Below are 26,003 nucleotides of genomic sequence, written 5' to 3'. Positions count from 1 at the left end.
GTCCCTTGACCCTACATTTGCGAGATTCCGCTATGCCAAGCAGCAACGCTCCCATCATCGTGATTGGCGCGGGCCTATCCGGCCTTTCTGCCGCCCTGGCGTTGGCCCGCGGGGGGCGGGAAGTGATGGTGCTGGAAGCTTCGGATCAGCCTGGTGGCTGTTGCTCAACCACCCGGATGGATGGCTACACGTTCAACAATGGTGCGGTCTATGTGGCGGTGCCTTCGCTGCTACGACGGGCGTTCGGGGAGCTTGGGCTGAACTTCGATGTGGAGGTGCCGCTCGTCGCCATTGATCATCCGCACGAAACGCATCTGGACGATGGCACCATCGTACATCTGGGCAGCATCGAGACGGCGCGTGTCGAGGGTGATGATGCGGCAGCTCGCACTGCGCTACTGTGTGAAGGCCTGCGCAAGCTGCAGCTCGACTGGCGTCCCATCTATCGCCGTCTGCTCGATGGTGTCCTGCCGTTCGAGCCTTCGTTGCCGCGAACGCTTGGCCAGCTCTGGCGCTATCTTCCGCGGCTGGGCGGCCGGGCGGACCGTGCCATCGCTGGTTATTTTCCTGATCCTGCATTGCAGGCGGCGGTAGCCTCGATTCTGCTCTACACCGGCACACCGCCGGATCGGTTGCCGGCGTCCCAGTTGATCGGCCTGCTGGCCTTGCTGGAAGAAGGGTTTCATCTGCCGCGAGGCGGTATGGGGGCCATCACCGATGCGTTGCATCGCACGCTGCAAACAGCGGGTGTACCGGTGCGTTGTGGATGCGAGGTCACGCGCATTGAGGTGTCGAGCGGGCACGTGACCGGCGTGGTGTTGGCGAATGGCCAACATCTTCCCGCGCAGGAGGTCGTCGCGACCTGCGCGGGATTTAGCGTGGTCAATCGGTTGCTGTCGCCGGACGCTGTTCCACGCGCCATGCAGCGCACGGCGCGCCGTGCGCCGCTGTCGCATCGAGCCATCGCCGTGCAATTGGGTGGCCGCTGCGCGCCGGCCTCCAGCGCCTTCATCGTCAATCACGTGCCTGACATGAATCGACAGGGCGTGATGCATCAAGTCGCGGAGCAAGTGCCGCGTTGGCTTTCCTGGACGTCGCCCAGTCAGGTGTTGAGCGGTTTGGCTCCGGCGGGGAAGGGCGTGCTCGAACTGTACGCGCCGGTGTCCGGTATCCACCACGCCAGCGAATGGACGCCATCCATGACGGAGGATGCGCTGGAAAAACATCTGGCGGCGTTGCGTGGGTTCCTGCCGACGCTGGAGATCGATACGGTGCGCACGCTTGATCCGCAGACATTCGAACACGAGCGGCATCTCTACGAGGGTGCGCTCTATGGCGTGGCGCCCGGCGCCGACCCGAATGCTTACTTTGCGCATCGCACGCCGCTGGCGGGTTTGTATCTCGCCGGGCAGACCACGTTCCCCGGCTTTGGCGTGCCTGCGGCCCTGTATTCGGGTTTGCAGACGGCCGGTGTGATGATGAGTGATCGCTGATGTTGACCAAGGGTCTGTTTACAATCTCCGTGTGGCTCGATCCCCTCAGCGTCATTCCGGCGCAGGCCGGAATCCAGTAGCGATTACGTTGGATGGTCGCCACAGTCGGCCATATGCCGTGAAACCCTTCGCGAAGACCGGACGTGGAAGCCACTGGATTCCGGCCTACGCCGGAATGACGCTGAGGGAAAACGGCGCTCAAGTAAGGTCGTGAGCGGGCTCTAAGACATCGAGCGGATTCAGGTGGACCCCATTAGCATGATCTGGTTGAGGCAGGTCAGGGACGAGTGATCCATGAACAAGGACGGCACACAGCGCATCATGGAAGGGCAGCTCGAACGCCTCGAAGGCAATCTCGTGCGGGGACGTTCGGGTGAGCAGGAAAGGTTGTATCGCCTGCGCATCGATGGACGTTGGTATTTCTGCCAAGCCAGTGATTTCAATGACAGCAAGCGCGCGGGCGCAGTGCTGCGCCATGCGCAGTTACCCGTGCGGGTAACCGCTGCCCCCTTTGTCGCCAACGGGCGCTATCGCCTGTTCTGGCTTCGTCTGCACGATTCCGGCGAGGCCCTGGAGCCCATCGAGCCACTGAAGCGGATAGGCATATTCATGCTCATTGCCCTGCTGGCGGCCGCGCTGGTGACGGCGATGTATTTCGGTTGGTCGTGGGTCAATCAATGGCCGACGAGCGCGTTTGTCATGTCACTGCCCGTGATCCTCGTGGTGATGGTCATCACGCTTCTTTGTGTGGCCATGGCGCTGTTTGGCCTGGCGGAGGTCGTGCGGATGCTTCGCCCGGCCCGTTTCCGTGCCCATCGGGATTACCAGTCTATAGTTGGGGCACGTGCGCATGGCGGCTGAACTGGACAGCGTTATCGGCGTGATCACGAAAGTGCGCGACCACACCATCGGCGTCGATCGCGAGATGGGCCTGGTGGATGGCGTGCCCTATCGGGGCACCCGCTACTTCAACGACATCGAGATCGACCTGAGTGAGCCGGCGATCACCTTGTGCCTGTCTGCCCGCTGGCCTGATCGGCTGTTCCTGCAAAACGGTGACCGCATCCTTGCGATCGGCAGCCGTGAGCAGGGCAAGTTCCAGGTCCAGGCGCTGTGCAACCTGACAGACGACTCCCATTACCTGCTGTGCGGCTCGCCCGGGTTGCGCCGCAGGCTCAAGCGCATGGCGACAGAGCTACGGCCGGGCGGGGCGCCTGCGCATTGGTTATCGGCCTGATAGCCGCCGCTCAACACGCACCACGCAACCTTCACTCCGGTTGACGTAATAGGTGCGCTTTGTCGAGCGCATGTGTGCGTGTTGTGAAGGCTTTGGAAAAGGCCGCCGCGTTGTCCATCTGGCAGGGCGGCGATACACGCGATGTCATAGCCGCCGTCTATCACAGGCATTGCAAGAATCAAATTCTCTTGCCCACCGCCCTTGCGTACATTCCGTAAGGAAAGGTTTGTCGATGCGAGCCAAACGGGTCCCATGCACGCCACGACATTCGCCATCGAATACGACCAGTACGCCACCGATGTCCGCTTGCGGCGCATCGCGGTATCGGTCGCCTGCAGATGGTCCGGCGGTAACGTCGGTGTGTCATGGAACCCTCAAGCCATCGTCGTACCCGTAGTGGATCAAGTCTCCCAAGGAGAAAGCGCATGTCCAACGAAGCAAAGTGCCCGTTTCCCCACGCTGCCGGCAGCGGTACGACCAACCGGGACTGGTGGCCCAACCAGTTAAGGCTCGACCTGCTGGCCCAGCACTCCAGCCGAACCAACCCGCTGGATCAGAAGTTCAATTACGCCGAGGCGTTCAAGAGCCTCGATTACGCCGGTCTGAAGAAAGACCTGGCCGCATTGATGACCGATTCGCAGGATTGGTGGCCTGCTGACTTCGGCCATTACGGCGGCTTGTTCATCCGCATGGCCTGGCACAGCGCCGGTACCTATCGCGTCGGCGATGGCCGTGGTGGTGGTGGGCGTGGTCAGCAGCGCTTCGCTCCGCTGAACAGTTGGCCCGACAACGTCAGCCTGGACAAGGCGCGCCGCCTGTTGTGGCCCATCAAGCAGAAGTACGGCCAGAAGATCTCCTGGGCGGACCTGATGATCCTCGCCGGCAACGTCGCGCTGGAGACCATGGGCTTCAAGACCTTCGGTTTCGCCGGTGGCCGCGAAGACACCTGGGAGCCGGACCTGGACGTGTACTGGGGCAAGGAAACCACGTGGCTGGGTGGTGATATCCGCTATGGCAAGGGCACGCCCGGGCATGAGAAGGAAGGCGTAGTCGTTGCCGAGAAAGAATTGCATGGCAGCGAGACCAGCCGCACCGACAAGGGGCGCAACCTGGAGAACCCGCTGGCCGCCGTGCAGATGGGCCTGATCTATGTGAATCCGGAAGGCCCGGATGGTCATCCCGATCCGCTCGCCGCAGCAAAGGACATCCGCGACACCTTCGGCCGCATGGCCATGAGCGACGAGGAAACCGTGGCGCTGATCGCCGGTGGCCACACCTTCGGCAAGACGCACGGCGCGGGCCCCGCCACTCACGTGGGGCCGGAACCGGAAGCCGCTGGCATCGAGCTTCAGGGCATCGGTTGGAAGAGCAGCTTCGGCACCGGCGTCGGTGCCGATGCCATCACCAGTGGCCTGGAAGTCACCTGGACCAGCACGCCCACGAAGTGGGGTATGGGCTTCTTCCAGAACCTGTTCAACCACGAGTGGGAACTGACCAAGAGCCCGGCTGGCGCCAACCAGTGGGTGGCCAAGGGTGGCGAGGCGACCATTCCGCATGCATTCGATCCGTCGAAGAAGCAGCGGCCGACCATGTTGACCACCGACCTTTCGCTGCGCGTCGATCCGGGCTTCGAAAAGATCTCGCGTAACTTCATGGAGCATCCCGACCAGTTCGCCGATGCCTTCGCACGTGCGTGGTTCAAGCTGACCCATCGCGACATGGGGCCGCGCGCGCGTTACCTCGGTCCGGAAGTGCCGAAGGAACAACTGATCTGGCAGGACCCCATCCCAGCGGTCGACCATCCGTTGGTGGACGATAAGGACGTGGCCTCGCTCAAGCAGAAGATCCTTTCTTCGGGTCTCTCGGTGGCACAGCTAGTGAAGACGGCGTGGGCTTCGGCATCCACCTTCCGTGGTGGCGACAAGCGTGGCGGCGCCAACGGCGCACGCATTCGCCTCGCGCCGCAGAAGGACTGGAAGGTCAACGAGCCCGATGAACTCGCCAAGGCGCTGAAGGTGCTGGAAGGCATCCAGAACGACTTCAGCAAATCAGCATCCGGCGGCAAGAAGATCTCGCTGGCGGACCTGATCGTGCTGGCGGGTAGTGCGGGTGTCGAGCAGGCAGCGAAGAACGCAGGCCACAACGTTAGTGTGCCATTCGCGCCGGGCCGCATGGATGCCACGCAGGCACAAACCGACGTGGAGTCCATCGGCATGCTGGAGCCTGTCGCCGACGGCTTCCGCAACTTCTTGAAGGGCGAGTTCAGCGTCCCCGGTGAAGTGTTGCTGGTCGACAAGGCGCAACTGCTAAGCCTGACCGCTCCGGAGATGACCGTGCTCGTCGGTGGTCTGCGCGTGCTGAATGCACACACCGGCAAGGAAGCGCATGGCGTGCTGACCGATAAGCCGGAGACGCTGACCAACGACTTCTTCCGCCACTTGCTCGACATGGGTACCGAGTGGAAGCCGGTGTCGCGTGAAGTGTTCGAAGGCGTCGACCGTAAGAGCGGCAAGAAGAAGTGGACCGCTACGCGGGTGGACCTGGTGTTCGGTGCGAACGCGCAGTTGCGTTCCCTGGGCGAGGTCTACGCAAGTGTGGATGGCAAGGACAAGTTCGTCCGCGACTTCGTCGCTGCCTGGGTCAAGGTGATGAACCTCGACCGTTTCGATCTGGCCTGATGTATAGCGTGGGCCTTCCCCCAGGAAGAGCCACGCTTCGCAAGCCGTACTGAAACCGCCCCATCCGTTTGGATGGGGCGGTTTTCTTTTTCCCTATGCAAGTGACGCCGCCGCCCCGCCGTGTGATCGAGGCGGACACTCAATAATCGACAGGAACCGCCGATACGCAAAGACGGGCGTCAGGGGGCGAGCAGGGCCGACCATGGTGGCCCCGCTTCATACATGCGGCATTCACGGGTCAAAGGATTAGCCTCGACGCGGCGGTACTCGTCGATAGCCTCCGTGACCTGTCGCACATGCCACTAGGACAGGCCCGGACCACAGTTCTTTCCAATCAGGCATGGCCTGGCAGCCGCAGGGAGCAAGCGGGTGTCAGCTTGCGATAAGAGGGCGAATGAGTGCTTAGAGCGTGGCTGGCACTTCTGTTGGCAGTCGTGGCGGTCGCTGCCTCGCATGCAGCGCCGGCAACGCTTCGTGTCGTCAGCGACAACAACTACCCGCCCTATCTGTTCATCGGACCCGACCATCAGCCCCGCGGTTACCTGGTGGACGAATGGAAGCTGTGGGAAAAGAAGACCGGCATCCACGTGGAACTGGTGCCGACGGATTGGGCCAATGCCCAGCACATGCTGTTGGACGGGCAGGCCGACGTGATCGATATGCTGTTCCGGACGCCGGAACGGGAGCCGCTCTATGACTTCTCCGCGCCCTACGCGAAGGTGACCGTGGGCATCTATGTCGATACGTCCATCTCCGGTATCGATGAAGTGGATGCACTACGCGGCTTCGAAGTCGGCGTGGAGCGCGGAGACGCCTGTATCGAGCACTTGAAGCAGCATGGGATTACCGCACTCAAGCTGTATCGCGATTACAACGCGATGATCGACGCCGTGCACCAGCGAGACGTCCGTATCCTGTGCATGGACGACTACCCTGCAAACTACTACCTCTACAAAAATAGCGCGGGTGCGGATTTCAGCCACGCATTCGAGTTCTATTCGAGCGAGTTCCATCGAGGCGTACGCAAGGGCAATCTTGCCACCCTTGCGCTGGTCGACAACGGCATGCGGCTCATCACCAGCGAAGAGCGCGACGCGCTTCGGCGCAAATGGATGGGGAACCCCGTCAACTTCACACCGTACACGCAGATCTTCGCTTATGCGCTAGCTGTTGCAGGCGCGGCGGGTATTGCGCTTGCCATCTGGGTGCTCGCCCTGCGCCGAGCGGTGGAGCGCCGCACCAAGGACCTGGGTTTTCTCGCCTACCACGATCCGCTCACGCGATTGCCCAACCGTGCGCTGCTCGTTGACCGCATCGATCATGCGATCAGGCAGAGAGAGGGGGCGCGCCTGGCGCTGTTCCTGATCGGCCTGGACCATTTCAAGCGCGTCAATGAAAGCGTGGGACATGAGGTGGGCGATCAGTTGATCAAAGACATGGCGGATCGTCTTTCCGGCATCGAGCAGACGCACACCGTGGCGCGGCTCGATGGCGACATCCTTGCGGTCACCTTGCTTGGGACACTGGATACCACCGCCATCACGGCTGCTGCTGAACGCATGCAGCGAGTCATTGCCAAAGGTTTTGCATGGCAGGGCAGGAACATCTTCGTCAGTGCCAGCATCGGCATCAGCACCTGGCCGCACGATGGCGACGACGGCGCCACACTGCTCAAGCACGCCGATGCGGCGTTGGGGTTGGCCAAACGCGAGGGGCGGGCGCGCTTTCGTTTCTACAGTGCGTCGCTGACCAGCGAGGCACAGGGCTTGCTCGACCTTGGCGAGGGGTTGCGCCGTGCGCTCCAGCGCGACGAGTTCACGCTGCTCTATCAGCCGCAGGTTGAATTGCGTATGGGTAGGGTGGTGGGCGTCGAAGCGCTGTTGCGTTGGCGGAGCGATACCTTTGGCCTGGTTTCACCGGACCGTTTCATCCCCTACGCCGAAGAAGCGGGACTGATCGGGGCGATTGGGGATTGGGTGTTGCAGGAAGCCTGTCATCGGGCGGCCGGATGGGTCCGGCGCGGCTGGTCGGGTTTGCATATGGCGGTGAACCTTTCACCGCGACAGTTCGGCAGCGTCAATCTCTATGAACAGGTTTCCGACGCGTTGGGCGCGTCCGGCCTTCCTCCGCAACTGCTCGAACTGGAGATCACCGAGGGCAGCCTGCTTCAGCATGGGCCTGCCGTGTCGGATGTGCTTTCGCGGCTGCGCGCGCTGGGGCTCAGCTTCGCCATCGACGACTTCGGCACAGGTTATTCGTCGCTGGCGTATCTCAACCGCTTCCCGATTCAAATCCTGAAGATCGACCGCAGCTTCCTGATCGGATTGCCGGATGACGCCAGGGCCATCACCCTCACGTCCACCATTGTCGCCATGGCCCGCAACATGAATATGCGGGTGCTCGCGGAAGGCGTGGAGAACGTGGCGCAATGGGATTTTCTGCGTGACGCAGGCTGCGATTGCGCGCAAGGCTGGTATATCGGCCCGCCCATGACGGTCGAACAGTTCGAGACATGGATGTCGCGTGGCGCACCGTTTCCTCCCGGCGACGACTTTCACCCCGATACGCCGGGAACCAGCACCCCATAAGGGGCGGCCCGTGTGCAGGCTGCGCGCGGAAGCGAGCCATGCTTTCGCTCCAGCAGCAGGACTGTTCAAATACGCGGATACATCCAAGGCTCATTCCGCATGGACGCACCGCGAATCAAACGAGTCGTACCCAATGAAAACTGGCGACTGGTCATCCAGTTCGATCCAGAGGAGTACCGGCTGTTCGAGTCACGTATCGCGCGGGAAGAGATGAACTGGCCGCAGCTGGCGTATCCAAACAAGTTCAAGAACTTCACCCATACAGAGCACGCCGTCATTTGGCCCGACATGGGTGAACTTTCCGCGGACTATCTTTACCGTCACTCGCAACCGCTGGCGCGGGAGAAGCTCGGGGGACAGGTGCTCCGCCTGAGCTACAAAAACCAGGCGCCCACCGACGTGCATCCGACCCACCACGTTTATTGCGTTTACCTGTTTCCGTTTCGCCACGCGCTATTTGACGTTGGCGAGTCCATCGCCGGCGGGCATGCCGAGATGGGCGGATCAAGGTGCTACACGGTCGAAGAGCTGTTGGCGTGGCCGGAGTGGAGGCGCAACTTCCAGTTGGCTGGCGGCGAGTGGGCCATTCCGATCATCGAATCGCACGAGCGCGATGGCGCTGACCTGTCCGATGTTCTTGTTCGGGAAATTTGTCGCCGCGAGGGCCTGCCGTCCACCTATACATAGGTGGACGGCGCTTCTCCCATGTGAGCCGACGTCAAGAAGGTTCAGGGCCCGAGATGAGCGTCGTACCAGGCGAGCATGCGCTCCAGCGAATCGCGTTGATGCGCGGGTTCGCCGAAGAAATGCGGTTCTCGCGGATACAGCACCATCTGGGTTTCCTTTCCTAGAAAGCGCAGCCCGCGATACATCGCCATCCCTTGGGAAAACGGCACGCGCGCGTCGTCTTCGCCACCCACGACCAGTACGGGCGTTTGGCAATCACGCAGATAGCGGGCCGGAGAGTGCGCGTCGTAGTTGGCCGCGTTGGCTGCGAGCGGTCCGAAATAGCGGTTGAGAAAATCCGGGGCGATATCCGTGGTGGTTGCCATGCCGAACAGATCTGTCATCGCCGCTCCGGCAACGGCTGCTTTGAATCGGTTCGTGTGGGTAGCAACCCATGCGGTCAGATATCCGCCATAGCTCCAGCCGCCAACGCCCATCCGTTCCGGATCGGCGATGCCGTCGGCGACCACCTGATCGACGCCATCCATGATGTCCTGGAATTCGGCGTGGCCCCAGTCACGGTCGTTCGCCATGCCGAACGCGGTACCGGCACCATCGGAGCCTCGGGGGTTCGGTAGCAGCACCACGTATCCATGTGATGCCAGGATGACACCCCAGTCGTACCACGAACCGTGGAACCCTTGATCCCAGCCACTGGTCGGACCACCGTGCAAATGCACGACGGTTTTATAGCGCTTGCGCGGGTCGTAGTGGGGCGGCAAGAGCAGCACGGCGGATATTGTTCGGCCATCACTGCGCGCGGTCCATCGGATCTCACGCTGCGTTCCCAGCAGCCACGTTTTCACTTGGGGGTTGGTGACGGTGAGCTGGCGCTCACGACCATAGCGAGCCACATAAATTTCGCCGGGATGTGACGATGTTTCTTGGACATAGGCAAATGTGCGACCGTCGTGGCTGATCGCGATTTTTTCGACGGCGCCCTGCAGGGGCTGCGAGCTCACCGTCTGGCCAGACGCTGCATTGATACGCGCGATCGAATAACGCGTCCCCTGCAGGGAAAGACCGAACAACGCGTCGCCGTCATTGCCCCATTCCATGTCTTCAAAGGTCGCCTGCTTGGTGTCGGCGACAACTTGCTCAGTCGCGGTGCGCAGGTCGTACATCACGAGAAAGCCGACATCTGTCGTCGGTGCCAATCGAAAGTAGGCCAGTCGATGGCCGTCGGGAGACCACAGCACCTTGCGTCTGCTCAAACCGCCCGGGATCCGCCGTTCGATGGCGCCCGATGACGCATCGATGGTAACGACGGATAACACGTTCTCTACATCGTTGGTACGTGACGTGGGCGAGCTGGATGCGACGAGGTGCGCATCATCCGGCGACCAGTCGAAAGCCACGATATGCATGTCTGGTTGAGTGAGTGGATGTGCTTGCCGAGTGCCGACGTCATAGATCCACAGGCGGCTGTTGGGCTGCGGCCGGTCAAGCACGTGTTCGTCGTGTTCTGGTGACGGTTGCGGCACGTCGCCGCCTTTGCTCAGGAACGCAATGCGTCGTCCGTCGTGCGACCATCGAAAGCCGCTGATGCGCAGAGGTAGGCGAGTGAGCGGTTCCAACTTTCCGCTGGCAGGCGATGCCAGCCAGATCTGCTGCCCCGATGTCGCTGCGGCAGAACCGTTGGAGCCGGCTTGGGGGGAATCGGCTGCCGTCGCGGCAGCCACGGGTGCTCGAGAAAGGAAAGCCAGTGATGCGCCGTCCGGTGACCATGCCGGCGAGTTCGGTGAGCCTTCGCCGGATACCAAAGATCGGGCGGCTTGCGCCCCATCGCTTCCCACTAGCCAGATGGTGGAACCGGCATCGGTGTTCACTTCGTAAGCGATCTGGCTTCCATCCGGCGATGGCTGCGCTTTGCTCACCTGCGCGAGTGCCACGATATCGGATGGTTGCACCACGTGAAGTGGTGGCTGGGCGTGCAATACGGCAGATGCCGCGCTCAGCCACGCAAAGAGAATCACCCCTCGGCAACGCGCCATAGTCTTTCCTCCCGTAGGGCCCTATCCGTGTGGATGGGCCAACCCTGGGCGTCTGATGTAGCTCGCGGACAGAAGGTTTAAAGTCCACCGTTTTATGGGGCTGTGTTCGTTTCCTGAGATGATGTGCAGCTCGACCTGGGTCATTGCACCTGGAGCCGAGGCACTTACGATAGGCAGGGAGCGAAAGCGATGGACATCAAGCCGGAAGTCTGGGATCACGTTATGGGCTTCGCGAAGCAACTCGCGAACGAAAGCGAACCGGACCGATATGCCACCACCTATAAGGCTCTCCACGACTATTGCGAGGAGCAGAGCCTTGGCGGGTATGACCATCCATTCCTGTGGGAAACGCTGGCCGATTTCACCATGGACGACGGTGCGGCGGTTCCCCTGTATCAACGGGCGTTAAAGCTGGCGGTGGGAGACGAGGCACGGGCCTATCGCGCATCCATCCAATTCTCGCTGGCCGAACGTCACAAGCGTCTTGGCGATGATGCGCAGGCACGCGAGTACGCGGTGTCGGCCGACGATGAAGCCAGAGCGATCGATGATCGGGAACTGCGGCGGCGCATCAGCAGGTTTCTGCTTTCGAAAGAGTGAATGCGACGACTGTAGTGCGCTGGCGATAACGTCAGCGCACGACCATGACCGCGTTTTCCCTCAGAGCCTCAGCCGGACTTCTTGCGCAGGTTGTCGCCGAAGCGTTCCAGCCAGTCCGATGCGTTGCGCAGCACCTGACTGCCCTTGCCGAACAGGTTGCCGAGTTCGTCTTCGAGCAGTTCGCGTTGCTTGGATTTTTCCGACTTGGGCAAGGGCGGCAGCACATGCGCGAAGTACGACTTGCCGAGCACCCGGTGCAGCAGTCGCTCGCCGATGAATGGCTCGTTGTTGTTGAGCGTGCGCGCCGCTTTGATCAGGTTGCGTATGTCGTACTGCGTGGGGCTGAGGTCGGGCACCTGCTTGCGCAGGTTCAGCAGGGTGTAGACGGCGACTCGGGCCGTTCTTACCGAACTCTCCATAGTGAAGATCACATCATTGTGGGTTTCGACGAACTGACCCAGCAGGCCGAGATTGGTGCAGCCCGCTGGCACCACGTGAGGCCGGTCGCCCGCTGCGCGCGGCATGAACTGCGCGGTGATGTAAGGCATCAGCGCAAGTCGCACTTTGGAGTTGGCGGCCACCGCATCGAGCTGATCGATGATGCCCAGGTGATAGCAAAGCTCGGCCAGCACTTCGCGTCCCGTGCACGCCGGCATCGGCTTTTTCACGTAGTTGCCTTCCTTGTCCATCAGCAGGGCATAGACCCAGACCACCAGAACGTCCTTGGGCTGGTCGGGGAAATGCGGCTGGCGGTTCACGGTGAAGCTGAGTACCCAGTTCGAATCGGTGAAGGTGATGACGCCACCCGTGGCGGTCTTGCCCGAGTAGGGATCGTTGACCGAAAGCTCCTTGATCTTGTCGGCCAGGGGCGAGGGCTTGAGCGTCAGCGTTGCCGACTCCCACATCGAGCGCTCGACGTCACCGCAGAACTTGAGCGGCTTACCGAATACCGGTGACTTCTTGGCGAGGTTGAGCCACAGACCCCAGTCGCTGTCCGCGCCGGGATCGTGGAGGCCGCGTTCGAGTACGGGTACGGTATCCATGTCACCGTAGGCGGTGCCTTCGGTCATCGAGCCGGTCAGCGCAAACACCAGGTCACCATCGGCGACGGGAAGCGTGGTGTCCTTGCCGTCGATGGTGCAGCGGATGCCCGTAACGGTGCGGCGATCGCCGTCGACCGCCATGTCGAGATCATGCACGCGTGTGTTGAACTGCACCTGCACCCCCTGCTTGCGCAGCATGGTGATGAGGGGGCGCACGAAACTGTCGAACTGGTTGTACTTGGGAAACACCAGGGCCGACATGTCGTTCAGGCCATCGATCGCATCCAGGAAGCGGTGCATGTACAGCTTCATCTCCAGCAGGCTCTGCCAGTTCTCGAAGGCGAACATCGAACGCCAGAAGAACCAGAAGTTGCTTTGCAGGAAACCTTCGCTGAAATAGTCCTCGATGGTGATGTCGTCGAGTTCTTCCTTGGGCTTGAGCATTAACCGGATCAATTCCCACTGCTGCGCACGGTTCAGGCCGAAGGTGGAGAAATCCTTGATCTGGCCCTGCTTGTGCATCAAGCGGGCCTTGGAGTAGTTCGGGTCGTTGTCGTTGACCAGGCGGTACTCGTCCAGCACGCTGTAGCCTTCGGGCAATTCCAGCGCGGGCACGTCCTGGAACATGTCCCACAGGTTGTCGTAGTTCCAGTTCATCTCGCGGCCGCCACGGACGATGTAGCCGTCCTGCGGGTTGCCCGAGCCATCCAGCGAGCCACCTTCGATGTCCATGCTCTCGATGATGGTGATGTTGCCGGCAGGCATGCGGCCATCGCGGATCAGGTAGAACGCAGCGGCAAGGCCGGCGATGCCGCTACCGATGATGATCGCCTTGCGCTGCTCAATACCCGCCCCGGGTAGCGTCTTGTTGCGCATGTAGGCACCCATCATGTCCGGCGGCGGCAGGGCGTTCTCCGGGCGGTTGTGCCAGTAGCCGTGGGAGGCATCGGGCTCATGCTCGAAGCTCTGGGTGTCGGCAGTCGGGGTGTTGTCGTGGGTCACGGCCTGGCTCCTTGGTCGCAATGGCAACAGAACGTTGCCAAATCCAAGAGCTTCGCGGACGCACAGGAAAATCGCCGTGAAATCGGCTCGGGCCGATTGCCGCAGGGGCGCGGTTCGCTGCGCGCCTCAGTGGGTGATGTGGTTGGCCAGTTCCGAGATGGTCAGCCGCGTCTTGCCGCTGCTGGTCAGCGGAATCGTGTCTACGAAATGGCAGTGCAGTTGCAGACTGTCACCCAGCACCTTGTAGATCTCGTTGCGGATGAACGCCAGCGAATCGTCATTGAATTCGGCGCCGCGCACAATGGATATATCCAGACGATCCAACTGCCGCTGCACGACCTGATAGCGACTCACGCCCTTCGTCTCCTTGAACAGGAACGGGAAGAACATGCCTGGAAGCACGCGACCATCCGGCGTGTGGATGGCGTCGAGCACGCGACCGTCCACCTGCTTGATCAGCGGCAATCCCCGGCCGCAACTGCACGTGTGGTGCGCGGGCGTGGCGAGGTCGGTGGTGGCGTAGCGGATGAACGGCATGCCGTAGTTGGACAGGTCGGTGACCACCACTTCGCCCGTCTCGCCATCCGGCGGCGCATCGGGCGTCTTGGGCAATTCCACCAGCAGGTGATCGCTGTTGACGTGCAAGCCTTCGTGTCGCTCGCACTCGGAAGCTACCAGCATGAACTCGCGGCACCCGTAGGTATTGAACGCGGGACAGCCGAATGCTTTCTCGATGATCTCGCGCTGGAACTCGTGAAGCGCCTCGCCGCAGGAAATGAAAGACTGTGGGCGATACACGTGGCGCCCGGTGTCGAGCATCCATTGCGCGAGACGAATCAGCGGGCCGGTGTAGCCGAGCAACACGCGCGGCCGGAATGCATCGATGGCATCGGCGAACTCGGCCATGTTCGCTTCGGTCATGTGGAAGCTATTGATGACGCGACGAGAGAATGCGGCGTGATAGAGGTGATCCTTTACACGCTGCCGCCACGGCGGGTTGCCGACGCCAGCACCCCATAGCAACAGACTGCGCGCCCCCAGCGGTGCGCCCGCCCAGCCGTAGCCGCGCCACATCACGGCATGGCGCCGGTTGTTGCTTTCGCGCGTGTAGCCAAAGCGCATGGGCTCGCCGGTAGAGCCACCGGTGGCCTTGTAAAGCAGTTGATCGCGCAGTGAAACGGCCTTCAGATCATCCAGATTCGCGCGGATGTCTGCTTTGGTGAGCAGCGGCAGTCGCGCGAAATCATCCATGGTGCGAATGTCGCTTGGCGTGACGCCAAGCTCGCGCCATTGCTTCTGGTAGTAGGGCACCTCGCGATGGCAGTGCTCCAGCAACTGCTTGAGGCGCGTCCATTGCAGTTGCGCCATCTGCTCGGGCGACAGCCACTGATCGTGCTCATAACGATCCAGCCACGACAGCGTGTCGCGGTGGCGCAGGCCGGATTCATAGGCGGGAAACAACACCCGTCGAAAGGTTGTTTCGTACCAAAGGCTCATGACTGCGCGCCTCCCGTGTTCTGGTCGCCGGTCGATTTCCTTCAACAACGCCCCTGAGAAAACGCAAGTTCTTATATGCGATCTCGCGTCTTGCACTCGATCGATTATCTGCCCGTTGCATAGCGCAACGCTTGCACCGAGCTGTCCTCGGGCATCGGAAAAAAGTTCTATATAGGTGGATAGAGTTGGACGTCCAAAAGCGCGCCGTTGCAACGATCGCCGCCGTTTTACGGAATGCGCCGGCCGGGATCAGGTGGGCTGACGAGGTGACCCGACGACGCGGTTTCGTCCTTGCCGCTTCGCGGCATAAAGCGCTTGATCGGCAGAAATTACGATATCGCGCCAATGGCCCTGTCCGCGTGGCGACAGGCAGTAGCCGATGCTGGCCGTGCAGTTCAGCGCTTCGCCGGATGGCAGGGCGATGGGGTGGCTTTCGATGGCCCTGCGCAGTCTTTCCGCGATCTCGCCCACGGTGGCTTCATCGCCGTGGCGTATCAGCACCATAAACTCCTCGCCGCCGACGCGTGCCAGCAGATCTTCGTCGCGCACATATCGTTGCAGTGTTTGCGCGATGGCTACCAGTACCTGGTCGCCGCCGTCATGTCCCCAGCGGTCGTTGATCGCCTTGAAGTGATCCACGTCGATCATCAGCACGGCCATGCTCGTTTCTTGTCGGTCCACCTGAGCGGCCATGCGTTCGCCTTGTTCCCAGATAACGCGGCGGTTGGGCACACCCGTCAATGGATCCTGATGCGCCTGGCGGATCAGTTCTGCATCGAGTTCGCGGGTGAGCATCCACAGGAAACTCGGCGTAATAACCCAGGTCAAGATGAGGCGCGAGAGCAGGCCGAAGGTCGACGTCGGATCTTCGGTGACATCGGCAAATGGATGAAACCACCACCACGCGCCGCGCAGGAGCAACATGATGGCCCACAGAAAATGGAAGGCGGCAGCGACGCGTGCTACAGCGCGCCGCGGTTTGTCCACGCAATGCCACAAGGCATCGCCGGTGGCGATGGTGAGCAGGGCAGTCAGTGCGTTGCCCAGTATCACCATGAGTCGCAAGTTCTCGCCCCCGGCGATGACGCTGCCGATCTCCACTATCGCGAGCAGGGCAACGGGCACCAGCACCCATAGCCGGCGCCGGGGCAGCTCCAGGTAGGCGGTGACGCCGAGCAACGTCAGCACGGCGCCGACGTCGATGATCAGGTTGCCCGTCAGCTGGAGGTAAGCGAAGTCGATCTGGAAACCGGGCAGGATCAGGACCGCGAAGCCGACGGCGAAGGCGGCATAGCTGAGACCCCAGAGCAGCACGCCATGCAGGCGCCGCCCCTTTTGGCCGGTGGCGTAGAGGGTCAGGAAAATCGCCGAGGAAAGGCCTGCCAGCAAGGCGTTGACGATCAGCAGGGTGCCGGCGTGGGCCAGCCTTGCAATCCATTCCACGGTGTTCCCCGACCAGACAGTGGCGACGTTGCCGCCCTGGGCCTAGTATAAATCCCTACGTTTCGGGGCGATGGCGTCAGTAGGGATGTCCCGTGACTGCCGTGGCTGGATGGGCCACGGCTGGCCGTAAGATCAGGAAAGGGCAGGGGACATGGCGAGTACGGATGTCAGGACGCTGGTGCTGGAGTCGCGGCTCACATGCCCCCAGTGCGACCACCAGAGCATGGAAGTCATGCCAACCAACGCCTGCGTGTTTTTCCATGAATGCGCCGCGTGTGGCGCATTGCTGAAGCCCAAGGAAGGCGACTGCTGCGTGTTTTGCTCATACGGCTCGGTGCCGTGCCCGCCGATCCAGCAGCAAGGGCGCTCTTGTTGCGGGCACTGAAAGCGGTGTGATGGGCCACCGGTTTATCTAACCGGCGGCACACGGATCGGAGTGGAATCTCCGATGATGGAAGAATGGATCAGGGAGTGTGGGTGTGGATCATTGCGTACCGATGTGGCTGGCGTTGGTCATGACGCTAGGGGCGGCTTCCGGAACCACGCGCAACAGGAAGGCGCAATACGTCGGGCTATTTCTCATTGCCTGCATTCTGATCTGGCGACTGCTGGCCTGATTGCTGAGGCAAGGCCGCTCAATCGAGCGGCCGTACCCAGATATTGCGGAAGCTGATCGCAGGCGACGGGTCGCCGTGAGCCTGCAGCTTGATCGCTGCATCCGCATGCGCCTTGTACTTCGGTTTGCCGATGTAGAACGTCTCGCCGGTGAGCTGGGTGTGGTTCTGTACCAGCAGGCCGTTGTGGAACAGGGTGACGTAGCCCGGTGACTTGAGCGCGCCATCGGCGCCGAATACCGGTGCGGTCCACACCACGTCGTAGGTCTGCCATTCGCCGGGAGGCCGCATGGCGTTCACCAGTGGCGCTGACTGTTTGTAGATGCTGGCGGCCTGTCCGTTGACGTAGGTCTTGTTGTTGTACGAATCGAGGATCTGGATCTCGTAGCCTTCGTCGCCCGGTCCGGTGGATGCCAGAAACAGGCCGCTGTTGCCGCGCGCCTGACCTTCGCCAGTGATGTCTTTGGGCACGCGCCATTCCAGGTGCAATTGATAGTTCCTGAAATGCTGCTTGGTCTGGATGTTGCCCGTGGCCTTGTCCACCGTCACCACGCCGTCGTGCACATTCCAGCGCGCCGGTGAACGGTCCTTGGCGGTTTCCCACTGGCTGAGGTCGTGGCCGTTGAACAACACGATGGCATCCGAAGGCGGTGCGTCGTCCTGTTTTCCTGGTGTCACCGTTTTGGGTACGGGTTCCCATTGCTCAGTGGCCTTGGGATCGGTGGGTTCGGCCGTCTGCGCCCACGCGGCAGACGTAACGAGCGTGGCGAGTGCAAACAGGATGGCTGCATTGAGTCGCTGTGTCATGGGTGTTCTCGTTGGAAGTTCAGACCGTGCAGATCCGCACCGCATCCGCGAAGGACGCGAACGGATCGGGCCCCGCGGGTTCGAATTCATGCGCGATGAACCCGTTGTAGTTCAGATCGGCGATGGCCTTGGCGACGGCGTGGTAGTTGAGTTCCTGCGTGCCGTCGATCTCGTGGCGGCCGGGCACGCCGCCGGTGTGGAAGTGGCCGATCCAGGCGATGTTGTCGCGGATGGTGCGGATGACATCACCTTCCATGATTTGCATGTGATAGATGTCGTAGAGCAGCTTCACCTGCGGAGAGTTGATGCCCTTCATGACCGCGACGCCGAATGCCGTGCTGTCGCCCTGGTAGCCGTGATGGTCCACCTTGCTGTTGAGCAGTTCCACACAGAGGGTGATGCCATTCTCCGCAGCGTAGGGCGCAATCTTCGACAGGCCTGCCACGCAGTTTGCGATGGCCTGCTGTTCGTCGATGCCATTCTTGCGGTTGCCGAACATGGTGATGAGGTTGTTCACGCCGGCTTGTTTCGCGAGCGGGATGGTGGTTTCCAACTCCTTCAACAGCACTGCGTGGTTGGCCGGGTCGTTGAAGCCCATGGCGATGAAATTGTCGCGGCGGCTCGGATAACCCATCGATACCGCCAGGCCGTGGTCGCTGACCACCGACCACTCATCCGTGTGCAGCAGGTCAACGCCAGCAAAGCCGATGGTTTTGAGGCGCTTGCATAGGTCGGGCAGTGGCGCATCGGAGGTCCAGCGGCTCAGGGATTGCCGGAGGCGTCCTGCTGGCAATGTTGGCGATACACCGTTGCCGGCTGTTGTTCCGGCGAAGGCCAGCGGCGACGCCGCACCCAACACCGCCAGTGCGGCGATACGGCCAAGCGCGGCGCGGCGGGAGAGGCCGAGGGAGTGATCGGTCATGGCCTGGGCGTCTCCTGGGCAAGCGTGTAGTGATGCATGGGGCTATTTGAGTCCCAGTAGCTGGCGGTTGAAGTTCGGGTCCGTCTTGGTGGCGACGAAATCATCGAACGCGTGATCGGTAACCTTGATGATGTGCTGGCGGATGAATGCGGCACCTTCCTGCGCGCCCACCTGTGGGTCTTTCAGGGCGCACTCCCATTCGAGCACGGCCCAACCCGGGTAGTCGTACTGCGCGAACTTGCTGAACACCGCGCCGAAATCGATCTGCCCATCACCCAGCGAACGGAAACGCCCGGGGCGATCGACCCAGCTCTGGTAACCGCCGTACACACCAGCGCGTCCGTTGGGGCGGAACTCGGCGTCCTTCACGTGGAAGGCGCGGATGCGCTCGTGGTAGATGTCGATGAAAGCCAGATAGTCCATTTGCTGCAGGACCATGTGGCTGGGGTCGTACAGGATGTTGGCGCGCGGGTGGTGGTCGACGGCATCCAGAAAGCGTTCGAAGGTGGCGCCATCGTGCAGGTCTTCGCCTGGATGCAGTTCGAAACAGACGTCCACGCCGGCATCGTCGAAGGCATCGAGGATAGGACGCCAGCGACGGCCCAGTTCGGCGAAGGCCTCGTCGATCAGTCCTGCCGGTCGCTGCGGCCATGGATAGAACAGGTGCCACGCCAGTGCGCCGGAGAACGTGGCATGCGCCGAGAGTCCCAGGTGCTTGCTGGCGGTCGCCGCAAGTTTGAGCTGTTCCACGGCCCAGGCCTGTCGGGCTTCCACGTTGCCGCGAAGCGCGGGTGGCGCGAAGCCATCGAACAGGCGGTCATACGCAGGGTGCGACGCCACCAGTTGTCCTTGCAGGTGTGTGGACAATTCCGTCACCGCGAGGCCGTGTTCGGCGAGCATGCCGGCGATATCGTCGCAGTAGGTCTTGCTCGCCGCCGCCTGCGCGAGATCGAACAGGCGTGCATCGTTCGAGGGAATCTGCACGCCGACGAAGCCCAGCGACGACGCCCAGCGGGCGATATCGGGCAGTGTATTGAACGGTGCTTCATCACCCGCGTACTGGGCGAGGAAGATGCCGGGGCCCTTGAGGGTCTTCATGGATAATGTCCTTGTCTTCGCTTTAGGCCTCGTTCGAAATCTCGCCTGGACGTCTCATGCTCACCGTCATTCCGGCGCAGGCCGGAATCCAGTAGCGTCGTAGTTCGGCTTTCGCGGAAGAGCCATACGCTTTGACGTCACACGACAACCGTTTGTGTCTGTCACTGGATTCCGGCCTGCGCCGGAATGACGGTGAGGGCAGCGAGCGCTCAAGCCAGGTTTTGAAAAGGCTCTTGGGCTCATGAATTAAAGCGTCAACACAGTTTCGACGGCCCAGGCTTTGCCGTTGCCTGCCTTCGACAGCGGGACATCCGCCTGGTAACCACCCGGAACGGCCGAATACTGCAGCACCTGCGTGCAGCCGGGCTCGGACAAGAAGAAGCCCATCATGGTCAGCTTCTTGGTCATCATGACGAAGTTGGCTGCCGAGGTTGCCTCGTTGTCGCCGGGGTGCGCCAATGCCTCGCGATGCAATTTCGTCACTAGCGCCTTGCGTTGCGCATCGTCCAACTGCAGGAAGGGCTTGCCACCGGCACGGTCGAACGCGGCCAGCGAACCCAGGTAGCGCTGCTGTTCCGCAGGCGTATAGACGTCCTTGAACATCTGGTCGATGAAGGCGGGAACGCCTGCGTCGATCGCACCCGGCGTCTTGCCTCGGGGCAGGATGATGTCGACCACGGCGGCCAGCAGATCACCTTGTGGCGATGTGAAGAACTGCGGCGTGGAGCCAATAGCGGCCTGGGCGGCGGCGTGTGCATCGAAGGCGGCGAGTAGCGAGGGCGCAGCCACCACGCCCACGGCCAGTGCAGAAACGCATTTCAACCATTCGCGACGATTCATGGCATGTCCTCAGATGTTGCCGCGCTTGAGCTCGTCCACGGCGTGGTCGGCCGCGCGGGCGGTCAGGGCCATGTAGGTGAGCGACGGGTTCTGGCAGGCGGATGAGGTCATGCACGAACCGTCGGTGATGAAGACGTTCTTGCAGGCATGCATCTGGTTCCAGCCGTTGAGCACCGAGGTCTTGGAGTCGCGGCCCATGCGGGCGGTGCCCATCTCGTGGATGGCGGCGCCCACGTTGGCCTCGATCTGGTACGACTGCACGTCGCTGTAGCCGGCGGCGGTCATCATCTCGACGGCGTCCTCGATGATGTCCTTGCGCATCAGGATTTCGTTCTGCTTGTGCTCTACGTTGAAGTTGAGTATCGGCAGGCCGTGAATGTCCTTGCGGTCGCGATCCAGCTTCACGTAGTTCTCGTGTGAGGGCAGCATCTCGCCGAAGCCCGACATACCCAGTCGCCACGGGCCGGGATCTTCCGCTGCACGCTTCAGGTCGTCACCGAGCAGCGGCTCGTCGACCAGTCGCGTCCAGTTGCGGCGGCTGGCGCTGCCCTGATAGCCGAAGCCACGCAGGTAGGGGCGCGTGTTCGAGCCGATATTGCGGTAGCGCGGGATGTAGAAGCCGTTGGGGCGCCGGCCGGTGTAGTAGCGATCCTCGTGGCCTTCGACCGAAGCCGACACGCCACCACCGAACAGGTGATCCATGATGTTGTGGCCGACTTCGCCGCTGTCGTTGCCAAAGCCGTTGGGGAAGCGGCTGGAGATGGAGTTCAGCAGGATGTGCGTGGTGCCGAAAGTCGACGCGCACAGGAAGATCACGCGCGCGAAGTATTCCGTCTGCTTGCCGGTTTCGGCGTCGAGCACGCGCACGCCGGTCGCTTTGCCTTTGGCGTTGTCATAGATCATTTCGTAGACGATCGCGTTCGGCACGATAGTCATGTTGCCTGTGCGCTCAGCCGAGGGCAGCGTGGACGAGTTGCTGCTGAAGTACGCGCCAAACGGGCAGCCGCGCATGCACAAGTTGCGGTATTGGCAGGTGGCGCGCTGCGGGCTCTGGTCGTGCTTGAGTGGCCCGGAAAGGTTGGCGGTGCGGCCGATGATGAGCTTGCGGTTGAACTTGTCAGCCAGCCGACCGCTGAATTCCGTCTCCACGCAGTTGAGTTCCATCGGCGGCAGAAACTGGCCGTCCGGAAGCTGCGCCATATGTTCGATGGATCCGCTCACGCCGATGAAATTTTCGACGTAGTCGTACCAGGGTGAGAGATCGGCGTAACGGATGGGCCAATCCACACCCACACCTTCCTTGCCGTTCGCTTCCAGGTCCATTTCGCTGAGCCGGTAGCTCTGGCGTCCCCACATCAGCGAACGGCCGCCGACGTGGTAACCGCGAAACCAGTCGAACGGCTTGGTTTCCACATACGGATTATCGAGATCATCGACAAACCAGTGCTTGGTCGACTGCGTGATGCCGTAGAACGAGGGGCGCGTGTGAACCGGGTGGCGCGCCACATCTTCGCGCGTCGGCTCATCTGCGTAGGGAAGCTCCCACGGTGCCTTCATGGCGGTGGGGTAGTCGCCGTGCTTGACCATGCGGCCGCGGTCGAGCACTAGCGTCTTGAGTCCTTTTTCGGTGAGCTCTTTGGCTGCCCATCCGCCGCTGACGCCAGTGCCGACGACAATGGCATCGTATGTGTTCTTTTCCATCATGATCCCTTGAAGCAAGGTTATCGGTGAGTGGGGGAGACGCTGCTCAACGCAGCGGACGCAGATAGGCGTAGTCGATGCGCGCGGCCTCTAGCTGGCTCACGCGGCTGAAGGGGCCTTCCTGCTCGACGAAGCAGTGCTTCAGTCCAGCGCGTTCCGCCGCCGCCATGATCGGCTTGTAGTCCACCGTGCCTCGGCCGAGTTCTGCGCCGGGATAGTCGTTGGGTGCAGGGGAGGGCAGGAAATCCTTGGCGTGCATCAGCGGGATGCGGCCCGGGTTTGCGTTGAAATAGTCGGCGGGGTTCTTGCCGCCCGCGTGAACCCAACCGCAGTCGAGTTCGAACTTCACAAGGTTGGCGTCGGTTTCCTTGAGCAGCACGTCGTAGAACGTTTGCCCCTGGCCGACGTCCGTGAATTCCTTATGGTGGTTGTGGTACGCGTACTGCAGGCCGGCTTGCTTCGCCTTCTCGCCGATCTGGTTGGCGAATGCCGCGGTGCGCTTGGCGTCATCGAGCGTGTAGGTGGCCTCACCTTTGCCGCCTTTCATCTTCGCCATGAAGGACGGCAACATGCTGCTGACGAAATACTGCGTGCCCAGCACATGCGCAGCTTCGATGCCGGGATCGATACCCAGGCTATCGAAGTGCAGGCTGGGGCAAGCAAGGCCCGCCTCCTTCAGCTGGTCACGCAGCGTTTGTGCGGTGGAGGTGATGATGGCTTCGATCTCGGCATAGCCGATGGCCTTGAGCGTCTTGAGCGTGCCCATCGGGTCATCCTGATAGGCCTTGAGCACCATGTAGAGCTGGATGCCGAGCGGCTTTTGCGCCGCGGCGGCAAGAAGTCGGCCGGGTGCGTTGGCGGCAAGCCACGCAGCGCCGCCAAGCAAGGCGGATCGAGCCAGGAACTGCCTACGGGTCAACATGAATATTTCTCCCGGGTGTCCAGGTGGAGGCGTTGAAGGTGATGGATCAGGCGGTGGTGGCGACGGGGCTGCTCGCCTCCGCCCGGCGATCCTTGAACAGCAGTACAAACAGAACGAGGACGACGGCGGCGCACCCGCCGGCGATCAACCAGATGGCGTGCCAGTCGTGCACGACGATGCCTTGCGCGACGGTGCTGGAATTCACATCCACCACCCAGCCCGACAGCCATGAGCCGACGAACATGCCCAGGCCGTAGGTGAGAAAGGTGATCAGCCCTTGCGTGGCGGCGCGTAGCGCGGACGGTGCCTCGCGGTCGATGTAGATCTGGCCGACGACGAAGAAGAAGTCGAAGCAGATGCCGTGCAGAATGATGCCGAGCCACAGCATCCACATCAGCTGATCGGTGCCACCGAAAGCGAACATGGCGTAGCGCACCACCCACGCCAGCATGCCGACGGCCAGCATGTACTTCACACCCAGGCGACGGAAGAACCACGGGATGAGCAGCATGCAGAACAACTCCGACATCTGCCCGCCGGTCATCTTGCCGGCGGCGTTGACGACGCCGATCTCGTTGAGGAACAAGTTGGTGAATGCGTAGTAAAACTGCAGCGGAATGCAGATCAGGAACGAGGCGAGGGCGAACACCGCCATCGACCGGTCGCGCAGCAAGTGCAGCGATTCCAGCGGAAGCGCATGGCGCAGTTCAAAGCGCTGATTGCGCGCCAACGGCGGCGTTGCCGGCAGACTGAGGCAGTACACGGCCATGACTACCGACAAAGCAGCGGCCAACAGCAGCGGCGACGCGGTGGCTTCCACGCCCCAGGTGCCCACGGCAAGGCCGACCACGATCCAGCCTAGCGTGCCGAATACGCGGATGGCGCCGAATTCCTCGCGCGGATCGCTGATGTGCCGCATGGCAAGCGAGGTGGTCAGCGCCAGTGTCGGCATGTAGCAGAGGCTGTAGACCAGCAGCACCGTATAGATCACCGCAAACGTATGCTGCTGTGCGGCGACCACCAGCAGCACGGCACCGACGATGTGCAGCACGGCGAGCACGCCGCGTGTATCGAACAGGCGATCGGCCAGCAGGCCGACGAACAGTGCCGAGATCAACGCGCCGATGGCGGTGGTACCTGCGACCGCGCCGATCTCTTGGCCGCTGAAGTGCAGTGTCTTACCCAGCCAGGTGCTGACGGTGACGTACCAGGCGCCCCAGATGGCGTACTCGAACAACATCATCAAGCGAAGGCGCCACTTCATCCCCGTTTCCCCTTTTTGCGTGGTGGCTCGTGATCGTCATCGACGTTCTGCCAGACGCCGCCCGCCGCATGGCTGCGGAGCATGGCGTCGATCACGAGGCTGTTGCGGTAGCCGTCTTCGAACGTGGGCAGGGCTGGTGGGCGCGTTTCCGGCGATCCGCCCTGGCGTATCCACGTGTAGGCGTCGGCGATCAGGTTGCGGAAAGCGTCGGCCCACGCTTCCGGGTGGCCGGCGGGCAGGTGGGCGTAGCTGCGAGCGGATGGATCCAGCAGGGCAGGGTCCCGTTCCAGCAGGGTATTCGCCTGCGCGTGGTGGCCGACCCACAGCGCGTTCGGTTGTTCCTGTTGCCATGCCACGGAGGCAAGTCGGCCATTCACTTCCAGCCGCAGGTCGTTCTTGTGGCCGGGCAGTACCTGGCCAACGATGAGGCAGCCGCGCGCGCCGTTGTCGAAGCGCAGCAGCACGCTGGCAAGATCCTCGCTGGTGATCGCGATTTCGCGTTGCGCGGCGGCTTTGCCTCGCTTGGCGAATGCTTTTGCCGACGTAGCGGGCGCCTGACGGATCGGCACGACGGTATGCAGGTCAGCGAGCACCGCGGTGATGCGCGAACCGGTGACGTGCTCGGCGAGGTCACACCAGTGCGATCCGATATCGCCGAGCGCAGAACTTGCGCCGCCCAACTTGGGATCGAGTCGCCAGGTGTAAGCCCGTTCGTCGGTCAGCCAATCCTGCAGGTATCGGCCATGCACAAACACGGGCGCGCCTAGTTTGCCTTTGGCGATCATCGCGCGCGCCTGTTGCACCAGTGCATGCCCGCGGTAGTTGAAGGTAACCACGTGTGCCACGCCGGCAGTACGCGCGGCTTCGACGAGCTCGCGGCTCTCCTCCGCGCTGCTGGCGAGCGGCTTGTCCGAGATCACATGCTTGCCGGCGCGCAAGGCTGCCAGCGAGATTTCTCTATGCAGATGGTTGGGCGTGGTGTTGTGCACCACCTGCACGGCCGGGTCGGCGAGCAGTTCCACGTAGCTGGCATAGGCGCGCCCGACGTTCAGTTCGCGGGCCCGCTTCTTGGCGGAGTCATGGCTGGAAGCGGCGATGCCGATCACGTCCACGTCACCCAGGCGGCGCACGGCATCGATGTGATGCGTGGCGATAAAGCCGGGACCGACGAGGCCCATGCCAAGCCGCTTCATCAAGGCGCCCCCATGACGCACCACCATGAGGGTGATTCGGGAGCGCCTATCCGTTCGTATTCGCGATCAGCTCGCTGCGCACGCAGGGGCGCAGCGCCCGATGGCGCTCGAATGTCCGTCGATGTCCTCTGGCTTGCCATGTCCCCTCCCGGTGCATGGGTGCAATCGAAAATGTATTCGATTACATCCTCATGGATACTAGGTATCCACATCGAGTCCGGGAGCGTTGTTGCCACTTCCGGATGGCTTGCTGCTATAAACTGGGCGAAATATGTAACAGATGCCCAAATGCCTGCGCAACGATTTCATGTAATCCATTACATTGCATCGCACCAATGCGC

20 protein-coding genes are annotated in these 26,003 nt (G+C 61.9%); 8 read left to right on the top strand and 12 right to left on the bottom strand.

Annotated elements, in window-relative coordinates; genetic code table 11:
• The first annotated feature begins 32 nt into the window (after positions 1–32).
• The 6 genes from DyAD56_RS08620 (at position 33) to DyAD56_RS08595 (ending at position 8,683) form a co-directional block, all read left to right on the top strand.
• Positions 33–1,493, top strand: coding sequence for an NAD(P)/FAD-dependent oxidoreductase (locus DyAD56_RS08620; RefSeq protein WP_102302353.1), 1,461 nt, complete (start codon positions 33–35; stop codon positions 1,491–1,493).
• A 294-nt stretch (positions 1,494–1,787) separates the two neighbouring features.
• Entirely contained in the window at positions 1,788–2,354 is a 567-nt protein-coding gene (locus tag DyAD56_RS08615; protein WP_102302352.1) for a hypothetical protein, read from the top strand.
• Complete coding sequence (locus DyAD56_RS08610) at positions 2,344–2,730, top strand: hypothetical protein (RefSeq protein WP_102302351.1); 387 nt, start codon at positions 2,344–2,346, stop codon at positions 2,728–2,730. Before DyAD56_RS08615 ends, DyAD56_RS08610 begins: the two co-directional genes overlap by 11 nt.
• Before the next feature lie 425 nt (positions 2,731–3,155).
• Positions 3,156–5,408 carry a catalase/peroxidase HPI gene (gene katG, locus DyAD56_RS08605; protein WP_102302350.1) on the top strand — a complete coding sequence of 751 codons (2,253 nt, stop codon included), beginning with the start codon at positions 3,156–3,158 and terminating at the stop codon, positions 5,406–5,408.
• A 434-nt stretch (positions 5,409–5,842) separates the two neighbouring features.
• Positions 5,843–7,996, top strand: a complete 2,154-nt coding sequence (locus tag DyAD56_RS08600; protein WP_102302596.1) for an EAL domain-containing protein — start codon at positions 5,843–5,845, stop codon at positions 7,994–7,996.
• 99 nt (positions 7,997–8,095) lie between these two features.
• The gene (locus DyAD56_RS08595; RefSeq protein ID WP_102302349.1) at positions 8,096–8,683 is read left to right on the top strand and encodes a hypothetical protein; all 588 of its coding nucleotides are present in this window, start codon (positions 8,096–8,098) and stop codon (positions 8,681–8,683) included.
• 41 nt (positions 8,684–8,724) lie between these two features.
• On the opposite strand, the gene DyAD56_RS08590 is transcribed toward DyAD56_RS08595, so the two are convergent.
• Positions 8,725–10,089, bottom strand: a complete 1,365-nt coding sequence (locus tag DyAD56_RS08590; RefSeq protein ID WP_233202346.1) for a S9 family peptidase — start codon at positions 10,087–10,089, stop codon at positions 8,725–8,727.
• An 816-nt stretch (positions 10,090–10,905) separates the two neighbouring features.
• Here DyAD56_RS08590 and DyAD56_RS08585 point away from each other — a divergent pair.
• A complete protein-coding gene (locus DyAD56_RS08585) occupies positions 10,906–11,316 on the top strand; it encodes a hypothetical protein (RefSeq protein WP_102302347.1) in 411 nt (136 codons plus the stop codon).
• Positions 11,317–11,384: 68 nt separating this feature from the next.
• On the opposite strand, the gene DyAD56_RS08580 is transcribed toward DyAD56_RS08585, so the two are convergent.
• From DyAD56_RS08580 to DyAD56_RS08570, 3 genes are all read right to left on the bottom strand, one after another.
• Positions 11,385–13,361 carry an oleate hydratase gene (locus tag DyAD56_RS08580; protein WP_233202345.1) on the bottom strand — a complete coding sequence of 659 codons (1,977 nt, stop codon included), beginning with the start codon at positions 13,359–13,361 and terminating at the stop codon, positions 11,385–11,387.
• 126 nt (positions 13,362–13,487) lie between these two features.
• A complete protein-coding gene (locus DyAD56_RS08575; protein ID WP_199178923.1) occupies positions 13,488–14,858 on the bottom strand; it encodes a phenylacetate--CoA ligase family protein in 1,371 nt (456 codons plus the stop codon).
• A gap of 249 nt (positions 14,859–15,107) precedes the next feature.
• Positions 15,108–16,301: a GGDEF domain-containing protein gene (locus tag DyAD56_RS08570; protein WP_102302346.1), complete on the bottom strand. Its 1,194-nt coding sequence runs from the start codon at positions 16,299–16,301 to the stop codon at positions 15,108–15,110.
• Between the two features lie 151 nt (positions 16,302–16,452).
• Between DyAD56_RS08570 and DyAD56_RS24260 the strand changes: the two genes are divergently transcribed.
• Complete coding sequence (locus DyAD56_RS24260; RefSeq protein ID WP_102302345.1) at positions 16,453–16,686, top strand: GDCCVxC domain-containing (seleno)protein; 234 nt, start codon at positions 16,453–16,455, stop codon at positions 16,684–16,686.
• A 250-nt stretch (positions 16,687–16,936) separates the two neighbouring features.
• Here DyAD56_RS24260 and DyAD56_RS08560 read toward each other — a convergent pair whose 3' ends face one another.
• The 8 genes from DyAD56_RS08560 to DyAD56_RS08525 form a co-directional block, all read right to left on the bottom strand.
• On the bottom strand, positions 16,937–17,722 hold the full coding sequence (locus DyAD56_RS08560; RefSeq protein WP_102302344.1) for a DUF1080 domain-containing protein: 786 nt from the start codon (positions 17,720–17,722) through the stop codon (positions 16,937–16,939).
• A gap of 19 nt (positions 17,723–17,741) precedes the next feature.
• The gene (locus DyAD56_RS08555) at positions 17,742–18,644 is read right to left on the bottom strand and encodes a TIM barrel protein (RefSeq protein ID WP_102302343.1); all 903 of its coding nucleotides are present in this window, start codon (positions 18,642–18,644) and stop codon (positions 17,742–17,744) included.
• Between the two features lie 42 nt (positions 18,645–18,686).
• Positions 18,687–19,742: a sugar phosphate isomerase/epimerase gene (locus DyAD56_RS08550; RefSeq protein ID WP_102302342.1), complete on the bottom strand. Its 1,056-nt coding sequence runs from the start codon at positions 19,740–19,742 to the stop codon at positions 18,687–18,689.
• A 246-nt stretch (positions 19,743–19,988) separates the two neighbouring features.
• Positions 19,989–20,582, bottom strand: a complete 594-nt coding sequence (locus DyAD56_RS08545; protein ID WP_102302341.1) for a gluconate 2-dehydrogenase subunit 3 family protein — start codon at positions 20,580–20,582, stop codon at positions 19,989–19,991.
• 9 nt (positions 20,583–20,591) lie between these two features.
• Complete coding sequence (locus tag DyAD56_RS08540) at positions 20,592–22,283, bottom strand: GMC family oxidoreductase (protein WP_102302340.1); 1,692 nt, start codon at positions 22,281–22,283, stop codon at positions 20,592–20,594.
• Between the two features lie 46 nt (positions 22,284–22,329).
• The gene (locus tag DyAD56_RS08535; protein ID WP_102302339.1) at positions 22,330–23,205 is read right to left on the bottom strand and encodes a sugar phosphate isomerase/epimerase; all 876 of its coding nucleotides are present in this window, start codon (positions 23,203–23,205) and stop codon (positions 22,330–22,332) included.
• Between the two features lie 46 nt (positions 23,206–23,251).
• Positions 23,252–24,469, bottom strand: a complete 1,218-nt coding sequence (locus DyAD56_RS08530) for an MFS transporter (RefSeq protein WP_102302338.1) — start codon at positions 24,467–24,469, stop codon at positions 23,252–23,254.
• The gene (locus DyAD56_RS08525) at positions 24,466–25,662 is read right to left on the bottom strand and encodes a Gfo/Idh/MocA family oxidoreductase (protein WP_233202344.1); all 1,197 of its coding nucleotides are present in this window, start codon (positions 25,660–25,662) and stop codon (positions 24,466–24,468) included. The genes DyAD56_RS08530 and DyAD56_RS08525 overlap by 4 nt, the downstream gene beginning before the upstream one ends.
• Positions 25,663–26,003 lie beyond the last annotated feature (341 nt).

It is taken from the genome of Dyella sp. AD56 (assembly GCF_002878475.1).
GTDB lineage: Bacteria > Pseudomonadota > Gammaproteobacteria > Xanthomonadales > Rhodanobacteraceae > Dyella.
Note: the sequence above shows the minus strand (reverse complement) of the source record. Positions and strands in the feature narration are given on the sequence as shown.